This is a genomic window from Exiguobacterium artemiae (genome assembly GCF_033342815.1).
Taxonomy (GTDB): Bacteria; Bacillota; Bacilli; order Exiguobacteriales; family Exiguobacteriaceae; genus Exiguobacterium_A; species Exiguobacterium_A artemiae_A.
Genome location: NZ_JAWPEN010000023.1, coordinates 1 through 11,445, shown reverse-complemented (window position 1 = coordinate 11,445; position 11,445 = coordinate 1). Strand labels below are relative to the sequence as shown.

The 11,445-nt window shown below is 45.4% G+C and carries 10 protein-coding genes; 5 read left to right on the top strand and 5 right to left on the bottom strand.

Features of this window, described 5'->3' with window-relative positions; genetic code table 11:
- Positions 1 to 34 precede the first annotated feature (34 nt).
- Entirely contained in the window at positions 35 to 1,429 is a 1,395-nt protein-coding gene (locus R7V76_RS15540; protein WP_318094164.1) for a basic amino acid/polyamine antiporter, read from the bottom strand.
- A 163-nt stretch (positions 1,430 to 1,592) separates the two neighbouring features.
- On the opposite strand from R7V76_RS15540, the gene R7V76_RS15535 reads away from it, so the two are divergent.
- Together R7V76_RS15535 and R7V76_RS15530 are read left to right on the top strand one after the other, a co-directional pair.
- The gene (locus tag R7V76_RS15535) at positions 1,593 to 2,231 is read left to right on the top strand and encodes an MgtC/SapB family protein (protein WP_290829639.1); all 639 of its coding nucleotides are present in this window, start codon (positions 1,593 to 1,595) and stop codon (positions 2,229 to 2,231) included.
- A 108-nt stretch (positions 2,232 to 2,339) separates the two neighbouring features.
- Complete coding sequence (locus tag R7V76_RS15530; protein WP_318094161.1) at positions 2,340 to 3,974, top strand: peptide ABC transporter substrate-binding protein; 1,635 nt, start codon at positions 2,340 to 2,342, stop codon at positions 3,972 to 3,974.
- Between the two features lie 87 nt (positions 3,975 to 4,061).
- Here the strand turns inward: R7V76_RS15530 and R7V76_RS15525 are convergent, their stop codons facing one another.
- Positions 4,062 to 4,319, bottom strand: a complete 258-nt coding sequence (locus R7V76_RS15525; RefSeq protein ID WP_290829635.1) for a hypothetical protein — start codon at positions 4,317 to 4,319, stop codon at positions 4,062 to 4,064.
- A 192-nt stretch (positions 4,320 to 4,511) separates the two neighbouring features.
- Positions 4,512 to 6,242 carry an adenine deaminase gene (gene ade, locus R7V76_RS15520; protein ID WP_318094159.1) on the bottom strand — a complete coding sequence of 577 codons (1,731 nt, stop codon included), beginning with the start codon at positions 6,240 to 6,242 and terminating at the stop codon, positions 4,512 to 4,514.
- Between the two features lie 124 nt (positions 6,243 to 6,366).
- Between ade and R7V76_RS15515 the strand changes: the two genes are divergently transcribed.
- A complete protein-coding gene (locus R7V76_RS15515; RefSeq protein ID WP_318094158.1) occupies positions 6,367 to 6,906 on the top strand; it encodes a gamma carbonic anhydrase family protein in 540 nt (179 codons plus the stop codon).
- 108 nt (positions 6,907 to 7,014) lie between these two features.
- Entirely contained in the window at positions 7,015 to 7,212 is a 198-nt protein-coding gene (locus tag R7V76_RS15510) for a hypothetical protein (protein WP_012369402.1), read from the top strand.
- Between the two features lie 146 nt (positions 7,213 to 7,358).
- Here R7V76_RS15510 and R7V76_RS15505 read toward each other — a convergent pair whose 3' ends face one another.
- Positions 7,359 to 8,942, bottom strand: a complete 1,584-nt coding sequence (locus R7V76_RS15505) for an ABC transporter permease/substrate-binding protein (RefSeq protein WP_318094154.1) — start codon at positions 8,940 to 8,942, stop codon at positions 7,359 to 7,361.
- A complete protein-coding gene (locus R7V76_RS15500; RefSeq protein ID WP_318094152.1) occupies positions 8,939 to 10,066 on the bottom strand; it encodes an ABC transporter ATP-binding protein in 1,128 nt (375 codons plus the stop codon). The genes R7V76_RS15505 and R7V76_RS15500 overlap by 4 nt, the downstream gene beginning before the upstream one ends.
- Before the next feature lie 206 nt (positions 10,067 to 10,272).
- On the opposite strand from R7V76_RS15500, the gene R7V76_RS15495 reads away from it, so the two are divergent.
- A complete protein-coding gene (locus R7V76_RS15495) occupies positions 10,273 to 11,295 on the top strand; it encodes a LysM peptidoglycan-binding domain-containing protein (protein WP_318094149.1) in 1,023 nt (340 codons plus the stop codon).
- The last annotated feature ends 150 nt before the right edge of the window (positions 11,296 to 11,445 follow it).

Sequence of the window (11,445 nt, the reverse complement as noted above, 5' to 3'; positions counted from 1 at the left end):
GACAGATATTAACGTCCATCTTGCTTTTTTTGTCTTACAATTGAATTTGACCTCCGACCATTCCGTAAATCGCAACGGCAGCTAAGAGAATTAAAATTCCGCTTGCCATCATTTCGTAACGCGACATGCCGCCCCGCTTCTGCTCCCGTTCCGCCATGAGATAGGCGATGATACCCGGTGCATAGACAAGCGCTGCGATGACGATATACCAAATTCCTGAAGCATAAACGAGCCAAAGCGAATAGGCAGCGGCAATCGTCGAGAAAATCAACATCTTCGTATTACGTTCTGCCCGTGAGAAACGAACGCTGTACACGGCAGATAACAGATAGGGTAACAGTGCACAGATTCCGGCAATACTGGACAATACCAAATACGTTTGTGCAGAGAACAGGGCAATCCCCGCAACGAATTGGGTGGCGATTTGAGTGATCAATAACGCACCGACCGGCGCCCCTTTACGGTTCGTCTTGGCAAAGAACTTCGGAAAAGCACCGTCTTTAGCCACAAGATAAGAGATTTCAGACGCCAGAATCGTCCATCCGAGCAGCGCTCCGGATAACGAAATGATCAAGCCAATCATAATCAACGTTGCTCCAAACGGACCAATCGCAGCTTCGAGCACATAAGCCATTGTCGGTTCCTGCAGTCCGGCCAATTGTTCCTGGTTCAAAACTCCGAGAGATAAGACAGAAATCAAGATATAGATGACAAGCACTCCGACAAGTCCTACGACTGTCGCTTTCCCGACATCACTCCGTTTGTTTGCGCGTGTCGATAAGACGACAGCCCCTTCAATTCCGACGAATGCCCAAAGCGTTACAAGCATCGTCCCTTTGACTTGATCAAAGATGCTTCCTAATTGCGTGCCTTCTCCCCAAAAATTCAGGTTAAACGTCTTCACATTAAACGCAATCGCTACCAGTAAAATAAAGATTAAAATCGGAACGAGTTTGGCGATTGTCGTAATCAGGTTGACGAGCGTCGCTTCCTTGATCCCGCTCGATACGATGAAGAAAAGTCCCCATACGACCACGATACTCATCACTAACAAAAATATACGATTTTCCGATGAGAAAATCGGGAAAAAGTAACTGAGCGCATTAAACACCAGCGTGATGTTGGCGACTGTTCCGATCCAAGCCGAAACCCAATATCCCCAGGCGCTGTTAAAACCGATAAATCGTCCGAATCCTTCCCGGGCGTACGCATAGATCCCGCCCTCGAGTTCCGGTTTACTGTTTGCCAGATGTTGAAAGACCAGTGCCAACATAATCATTCCAAGACCTGTGATTCCCCAACCGATTAAAATCGGACCGGCACTCGCTTTTTGAGCCATCGCTCCCGGCAGATTAAATGCACCTCCACCGACCATCGATCCAATGACCATTGCGGCTAAAGCAAAAAAGCCGATTTTTTGTTGATTCATTCTCTAACACGTCCTTTATTTCTTGTATATCTATTCATATCAAACGTATATTCATTCGAAAGACACAAAATTCATTATAACAAAATCAAAGCCGTTGTAAAGAAAGGATTTGATAAATGTGAATTGGATCCATTCGTTCCAACTGGAGGACTTTATAAAGTTAATGATAGCTGCACTGTTCGGTATCATCATCGGATTCGAACGTGAGATCAAAAATAAGCCTGTTGGTATACGTACTAGCCTCGTAATTACCCTGATTAGTTGCCTGTTAACCATCGTTTCCATTAAATCCGTTGTGATGTACAGTACGCTGGCTCCGAATGTTCAGATGGATCCGATGCGGCTGGTCGCCCAAGTCGTCGCCGGAATCGGCTTCATCGGTGCCGGTGTGATTTTAAGACGCCCGCATGACATCGTCAGCGGTTTGACGACGGCCGCTATCATCTGGGCAGCCAGCGGAGTCGGCATCGCACTCGGAGCCGGGTTTCTTTTGGAAGCCACGTTTATGGTGTTCTTTTTATTTTTTTCATTAGAAGGACTGACCTGGGTCATGAAACGGGTCAACAACAGCCGATTTGAAGCGAATGTCATTGTCGCGCACCTGACTCTTGCAGCAGACACCGATGCCCAAATGATAAAAAAGGCATTGGAAGATCAAGGCGTCCGGATTACAAACATCCGGTTACGCGGTCATTCGCGACAGTTGACGTTACGTATGTATTCCCCGCATAAACTGACGATATTCATACTTTATGACTACTTGAAAACACTTGGAATTGAGCATATAGACCTTGATCAATAGAAATTGTCAGAAAATTTATGTTGCATTTTTACTCGCTTTCACTTAAATTTACATTATGTTCACACTTTTCTGAAATCATTTCAATTTAATCGGGGGGTCATCTTTCACATGAAGAAACAAACTAAAATTGCCTTTGCTGGATTATCTAGCATGGCGCTGCTCGCTGTAGCAGCTTGCGGCCAAAGCAATGAATCAGATGGAAACTCTTCTTCATCCAAAGAAAAAAAGCAAGAAGTGACACTCGTTTCGACAACGGATGTACCACAACTTGATCCGACAAAAACAACAGACTCCACGTCAATCATCGTTACGAACAACGTTTTCGAAGGTCTTTACCGTCTCGATGGCGAAAACAAGCCGACACCGGGAATCGCGGAAAGTGTCGAAGTATCCGATGATAAGAAAACATACACATTCAAACTCCGTAAAGATGCGAAATGGTCGGATGGCTCGGCTGTTACGGCAGACGATTTCATCTACTCTTGGAAGCGTGCACTCGACCCGAAAACAGGAGCAGAGTATGCCTACATCCTTCAGGATTTAAAAAATGCCAACAAAATCTTAGCCGGTGAAGCAGAACTTGATTCGCTTGGTGTCAAGAAAGTCGACGATCAGACACTTGAAGTGCAACTGGAAGCTCCGGCCCCTTACTTCCTCGGTCTGACAAGTTTCCCTACTTACTTACCGCTCAAGCAGTCATTTGTTGAAGATAAAGGCGAAAAATTTGCGACAGACGTCGATTCAATGCTCTTTAACGGACCATTCATCCTCGATAAGTGGCAATCTAACGCCGGTTGGACATACAAGAAAAACCCGGACTACTGGGATAAAGCAAACGTCAAAATGGACAAAATCGATGTCAAAGTCGTTAAAGAAATCTCGACCGGCGTCAACTTGTTCGAATCAAAAGACGTTGACTTCGCACCGATCACATCGGAGTTCGTCTCCCAGTATGAGAAATCGGAAGATTACAAAACACGCCCTGATGCGCGGATTAACTTCCTCCGTTTCAACCAAAAAAATAAAGCACTTAAAAACGAAAACATCCGTAAAGCCCTTGCTCTCGGTTTCGAAAAACAAGGTATTACAGATGTCATCTTAAACGATGGTTCAAAACCGGCTAACTTCATTGTTGCCAAAGACTTTACATTCACACCGGACGGCGAAGATTTCCGCGCCAAGTACCCGGATCTCCAAAGCTTTGATGCAACAGAAGCGAAAAAAGCATGGGATGCCGGCTTAAAAGAACTTGGTGTTAAAACAGTCGAACTCGACATGTTATCACGTGACGAAGATGCCTTTAAGAAAGTTTCTGAATTCTTAAAAGGAGATCTTGAGAAGAACTTGCCTGGATTGACAGTCAACATCAAACAGCAGCCGTTCAAAAACTTCCTTGACCTCGAGTCTAAAGGTGATTATGACATCTCTGCTGCCGGTTGGGGCCCTGACTACCAGGATCCAATGACGTTCCTCGATATGTGGTTAACAGACGGAAGCTTTAACCGCATGGAATATTCGAACAAAGAGTTCGATAAGATGATCAAAGAAGCAAAAGCAGAGCCGGATGAGGCGAAACGCTGGTCAACACTCCAGGAAGCTGAAAAAATGCTCTTGGCGGAAGACTATGCCATTGCCCCAATCTACCAAAAAGGTGAAGCGTACTTGCAACGTGCGAACATCGATAAGCTATACCGTCACCCATTCGGAGCAGATATGAGCTTCAAATGGATGGAAGTTAAATAAGTATTTTCTTACCGGTTACCAAGTTCCCTTTGGTAGCCGGTTTTTAGATACAACAAAGACCCCTTCTGCCGGAGCCGATCGGGGTCTTTACTGTGCGATTTGTTTATAAAATTCGATTTCTTCCCGCTGTCCTTCTTCGACAGCCCGGAAAAATTCAGCAAAAAATTCATACAAGACGGTTCGTTCCTGATAGGTCGGACCAGCTTGTCGAATTACTGAAAACGCAAGATTTCGTAACTGACGTTTTGTGCGTCGGTTATTCGGCAGTTCGTGAAACTGATCGATAAACGAACGGTACACATCGGCAATCAATTTTTCATGTCCTTCAAAATATGACTTATCCATTGAATCTATCCTTTCTCCTCTTGTTGTTCTATTCTTTTCTACGCAGTATCCTTCCGAAAAGTTTCATCAAGCTACACTTTTCACAAAGATATAAGACCTACTATAACAAGGATCAAATAATGATTCAACCGGAGAACTATTAAGAAAAGGTAAAGTCTACGCGATACATCATCGCAGACTTTACCTTTTTGATTATGCTTGAACGGGAATGTGTTGGAACGTTTTGACGTCAAACAGTCCGCTGTCTGTCAACTTGAGATTCGGGATGACAGGCAAACAGAGGAACGACATCGTCAAGTACGGATTAAACGAACGGTCGGCTTCCAGGACATCGAGCGCATCGTTAAGCGCTTCAAGTGTATCGCCGACTTCCTGGAAAGGACGGCTTGTCATGAGTCCCGCAATTTCAAGCGGCAATTCGGCCAAAACCTCTGTCCCGTTGACTGCAATAACCCCACCACCGGCTTTAACCAATCGTTCTGCGGCAAGTTTCATCTCGGCATCAGATGTCCCGACAATGACAAGGTTATGCGAGTCGTGGGCCACTGTCGCGGCAATGGCTCCCCGCTTCATACTAAAACCTTTGACGATGCCGACTGCTGAAAAATCAGTCGCGTTGTGACGTTCGATGACGGCAATTTTTAATAAGTCCTGCTCCGGAACGGGGATAAATTGTCCGTCCTGCAATGGGACATCCAAAATCAAATGTTCCGTCACGATGCTTTTCGGAATGATACCAATTACATGCGCTTTCGGTTCTGTCAACGCCAACTCAAATACGTGATCCGTAATCGGCTTCGTTTTCAGTTCGCCGCGCAGTGTCGCAGGCACCGGTACTTTCTTCGATGAAATAATGGTTTTTCCGTCACGGGCGACCGCCTGTCCATTGACGAAGACTTCATTAATCGTCACCTGATCGGCATCCTCTAAAAGGACAAAGTCTGCCCGGCGTCCCGGTACGATCGCCCCACGGTCGTTCAATTGATAAGCATTTGCTGCGTGAAGGGAAGCCATCGCATAAGCTGTCTCCCGCTTAATACCATGCTTGATGGCATAGCGGATATTGTAATCGATTGTTCCTTCACGTAACGTATCGTCCAGATGTTTGTCGTCCGTACAGAACAGGAATCGGCTGGCGTTACTTTCCGTGACGGCATCGAGTACTTCTTTTAGATTCCGGGCAGCCGATCCTTCCCGGACTTCAACGTATAATCCGCGTCGCGCCCGTTCAATCGCTTCTTGCTTGCTGACGGCTTCGTGATCCGTCCGGATACCTGCCACACCGTAGATGTTCAATTCACGTGCTCCAAGTCCTGCTGCATGACCATCAACGAGTTTTCCGGCAGCTTCGATTTGCTCAATTTTTTTCAACATATCATGATCCGCCCGTTCGACAGCTGGATAGTCCATGACTTCCCCTAAGCCATGCACGCCCGGATGATCGATGAAAGGTGCGAGTGCGGCGGCGTCGAGTGACGCTCCAGCATGTTCGAACGACGTCGCCGGGACACAACTCGGCAACATCATCCGGACGTCCAGTGCGAGTCCATCTGCATCGTCCAGCATGAACTGAAGCCCTTCTGCTCCCTTGACGTTTGCAATCTCATGCGGATCGGCGATGACCGTCGTCACACCGAGTGGTAAAATCGCCTGTTCGTATTCACTCGGTGTCACCATCGATGACTCGATATGGACATGGCCGTCGATGAAGCTCGGCGCAATGAATTTTCCTGTTCCGTCAATCGTTTCAATTCCTTCATATCCGTCGCCGACAGCGGCAATATAGCCGGAATCTACTGCAACATCCGCTTGATACGTCTCACGTGTCATGACATCGATAACTTGAATTCCTTTGTAAACGACCGCTGCTTTTTCTTTTTTGGCGGCGATGGTAATAAGCCGTGCCCGAACTGTCTGATCCATCCTGTTTCCTCCTGTTGTGAAAGGTATTTTTACCATCTTACAATTACTATGTAAGCAGTTGCAATTTATTTTTCCAACGGTCAAGATGAAAACGTACACTTGAAAGCAAAAGGGAGGAACAAATATGAAATATCGTGTAGGCCAATTGACTCCAAAGGTTGATTCCAGCGTTTATATCGCGGACGGTGCCAAGGTCATCGGAGAAGTCGAGATCGGCAAGGATTCAACTGTCTGGTTCAATACAGTCATCCGTGGTGATGAGGGACCGATTAAAATCGGCGAACGTGTTAATATTCAGGACGGATCGATGATTCATCAGTATGAGGGTTATCCGACGATCATTGAAGATGATGTCACGATTGGACACATGGCAATGATTCACGGGGGAATCATTCGCCAAGGCGCTTTGATCGGGATGTCGGCGACGATTTTGGACGAAGCTGAAATCGGAAGCGGTGCATTCGTTGCAGCCGGCAGTCTCGTTCCACCTAAAATGGTCGTTCCTCCAAACTCGATGGTAATGGGTGTTCCGGCAAAAATCGTTCGTGAGATCAACGACCATGACCGGTTTATCATGGAACGGACGATTCGGAAATACATCAAACGCGGTCAACAGTATGCTGCTGACTGTGAGCCGGTCAAAGAAGATTTGACGACAATGTGAAAACGTTTACAAAGTTCACCTGTTTTTAACAATTCTCTTCTATCCTGTTTACATCTTTCCCGTACACTGTAGATGTAAGGCAGGAATCACGACGGAGGAGGATTTAAAATGACACCATTGTTCGAAGAACGGTTGATGGCTGACTTGTTTTCATCCACAAATAATCCGAGTTACGGTTTACCGACTTTACCTGTATATGAAACAGATGGGTTGACGAAAGAGCTGCAAGCACGTATTGTTAATGATGCCGAGCAAAAATCCTTGAGTTTAGGAATAATTCAATCAAGAGAGGAAGAACATGTATGATTCAGCAAAATACAGTTCGCGCTTGGCTCGCTAGTCGAATCAAAAAATAATGATCTACCAGGATTACCTATTTTCCAAAACGATATAGCGCGTCAGCGCGCATGATAAAGAGCCGAAGCGGATTCCCGCCTCGGCTCTCTTTTGTTTTACTTTTTAATTAATCCTTCTTCAATCAAGAATTCACGTGCCACATCTTCCGGACGTTCTTTTTCAACATCCGCTTTAAAGTTCAATTCCTGCATCTTTTTATCCGTGATCTTATCTTTCAACAGATTCAGGACTTCTTTTAATTCTGGATGTTCTTCGAGTGTTTCTTGACGAACAAGTGGTACGGCGTAATACGGCGGGAAAAATTCTTTATCATCTTCAAGAACCGTCAGATCAAACTTTTTCAGTAGACCGTCTGTCGAGAAGCTGTCGATGACATTGGTTTTTCCGTTCGTTAAAGCCGTATAACGTAATCCGCCGTCGACCGGCTGGACATCTTTAAACTTCATGTCGGGATATTTTTTCTTTAATCCCAAGTATCCGTCTTCCCGGTTGGCGAATTCAATCGTTGATCCGAGAATCAACCGGTTACTGACGCCTGCCATATCAGAGACTGTTTTTAAGTCATATTTTTTAATATCTTCTTTTGTCATCGCAAGAGCGTACGTATTGTTAAAACCGATTGGATCGAGAACATCAACCTGGCTCTTTTCCGGAATCATTTCGCCGACCTTTTTGTAGACGGCTTCCGGATCCGTTTCCAGTTTTTGTTTCAGGACATCAATCAATAATGTTCCCGTGTACTCGACATAAGCATCAATTTCGCCCGTTTCAAGTGCTCCATAGGCAACTTTTGTGCCTCCGAGATTGAGTTGGCGTTCGACTTCTAAATCGGTTTTGTCTTCAATTAAATCAGCTAACATATTTCCTAAAATCAATTGTTCCGTAAAGTTTTTTGACCCGATGACGATTTTATCCGTTTTTAAGAACGAATAAGCGACGGTTCCGCCAATTAATAGGAAAACAATCGCTGCAATCGCAATTTTCTTTCCGGCCGACATCGCTTTCCGGCGTTTACGGGCCTTATTCTTGATTCGACCGTCTGCCAGCTGGATTCCGTTTGGTGCGACCGAATACTCAATCCGACTGACGATAAAGTCAATCGCAAGGGCTAAGATACCTGCAGGAATCGCTCCGGCAAGGATTTGGTTATTATCGACTGTCTGGATACCCGAGAAGACAAGATAACCGAGTCCACCGGCACCGATAAAGGCAGAAATCGTCATCAGACCAACAGCTGTCACGGCCGAGATCCGAATTCCGGCCATCATGATTGGTAAAGCAAGCGGAATTTGAACCTTTCCTAAAACTTGTCGTTCAGTCAGTCCAATTCCTTTTGCCGCTTCGAGCATATCTCCCGGAATACTTGATAACCCGGTATACGTATTTTTGACGATCGGGAGTAATGAATACAAGACAACCATGATAATGGCTGGAGTTGAACCGATTCCGATGAACGGAATCAGGAATCCAAGCAAGGCAAGACTCGGCACGGCTTGGACGACACTTGTTAACGCAAGGACCGGTTTGGCGAACTTTTGGTACCGGGTGATCAATATCCCGATTGGAATTCCGAGGACAACGGCAATGACAACGGCAAATACGGTTAACTGTAAGTGTTCGAGTAATAAGTCAAAAATTTGACCTGTATTGTTTTGAACATAATCTAAAAATCCATTCATTGAACTTCCTCCTCCTGAATGAACTGCTCACTCAAGACGGAAAGTAAGCTACTTCGTGTAATTAATCCACGTAATTGTCCTGACTTATTTGTGACCGGCAGATAGCCGGTCTCTTCATGGTTCATGACTTCAAGCACATCGAGCAAGGAGTCCTGTTCATCGACAGCAACCAATTCCCCTTCCATGACTTCTTCAATCCGAACCCCTTTATCAGGAGCCGTTTGAATATTCTTCAGTTTGACGATTCCCTGGAGGGTGCGGTCACGGTCTGTAATCAACAGACTGTCGACTTTACGGCCCCGCATGATTTCAATTCCCTGCAACAGGGTCCGTTTCCCACTGATTGAGACAGGATCTTCAATCATGATGTCCTCTGCTTTAATGAACGCCGGACTGCTCCAAATTTTATTTTTCCCAATGAAGGATTCGACATATTCGTCTTTCGGATGACGCAGGATTTCTTCCGGTGTATCAAATTGAACGATTTCTCCATCGCGCATGATACAAATCCGATCAGCTAGCTTGATCGCCTCATCCATATCATGTGTGACGAACACAATCGTCTTCTTGACTTCTTCCTGGAGGTTGAATAATTCTTCTTGGAGGTCATTTCGTGTGACGGGGTCAAGCGCACTGAACGGTTCATCCATTAGGATGACATCCGGGTCATTCATCAAGGCACGGGCAAATCCGACGCGTTGCTGTTGTCCACCACTGAGTTCACTCGGGTAACGGTCAATGAATTGTTTTGGATCAAGACCGACCATCTGCAATAATTCTTCTGTTCGAGCATCCATCTGATCGTGGTCTTTCCCTTCGAGCCCGGCAATCAACTGAATGTTCTCCCGGACAGTCATATGCGGAAAAAGACCGGTCTGTTGGATGACGTATCCCATATGCCGGCGTAATTCAATCGTATCCGTCTTCATGATATCTTTTCCATTGACGAGAATCGTTCCTGACGAGGGTTCAATCAAACGATTGATCATTTTTAAGGATGTCGTTTTTCCACATCCACTCGGTCCGATGAATACAACTAGCTCGCCCTCTTTGATTTCGAGAGTCAAGCCCTTTAAGACAACGTTGTCTTTAAATTGCTTCCCGACGTTTTTAAATTCAATCATCCGTTTCCACTCCTTTTACTATTTCCATATACCATATGTTCCCTATTCATTTCGAGGCTAAACAATTATTTGCACCAATTCCGTTTAAATTGATAATAATTCGGGAATTATTTCCCTATTTTTTTAGTTTTTTTGCTCAAAAAGGGTAATAGATAAGTAGAGATAAGTGAGGTGCAGTCATCCTAGAAAAAGGAGGCGACGTACACATGCACGGAAAATGGATTCGGATCATCATGATAATGTTAATATCGCTTTTTCCTTTCTTTAGTTACGGTTTGACAGCAGATGCAGCCAGCTCGACATTTGTTACAAAAGGGTCGACGACCAGTAAAGTTGTCGCGCTGACGTTTGATGATGGAGCAGATGGCGGAAACATTACGAAAATTTTAAGTATCTTGAAAAGCAACAATGTCAAAGCAACCTTTTTCTTAACAGGTACTGGTGCCAATAATCATCCGCAATTGATTAAAAATATCGCAACCGCCACCCCGACGCATCAAATCGGGAACCACTCTTACACGCACCCCGACTTTACGAAATTAACCGCCACTCAAATGACCAGTGAACTATCAAAAACCGAAAACTTAATCAAGTCATTGACCGGTCGGACGACTAAACCGATTTTCCGCGCACCGTTCGGCGCCAGTAACAGTGCTGTCCTTGCCGCCGTCGGTAATGCCGGATATACAAAAACGATTCAATGGAACATCGATACAACCGATTGGAAAGGGATCAGTTCAACGGCTATTTTGGCACGTGTCGTTCCGAACATCGTCCCGGGATCCATCGTACTGATGCATACAGGAGCCGGGGCACCGGGAACACCGGTCGCACTCCCTTCGATGATTTCCCAACTCAAAGCAAAAGGGTATAAGTTCGTCACGATCTCCGAATTACTAAAACTGCCTCCAAGCGGCAGTAAAACGTATACGGTGAAATCGGGCGATACGCTTTATAAAATTGCCAACCTTTACAATGTCACCGTTGCAGCTCTCGCCAAAGCCAACAACATTACGAACTACAATCTGATCACTGTCGGACAAGTGCTTGTCATTCCAGGAACGACACCTCCTCCGCCAACAACGGTCACCTATACCGTCAAAGCCGGTGACACACTCTATTCCATTGCAACGAAGTACGGCGTGACGGTCACCGCGCTTGCCAGTGCCAATAAAATCACCAACATCAATTTGATTTCTATCGGACAAGTCCTCGTTATTCCGAAGTAATAAAAAAGCACCTTCGTCTTGACGGACGAATGGGCTAACCTAAAATTTTGAGACAATATAAAACACCTTCGGAGTGGTACACTTTTAAAAAGTACTAGCATCGGAGGTGTTTTTGCATGGGCAAAAACGTATATTCAAGCGAAGTGAAAT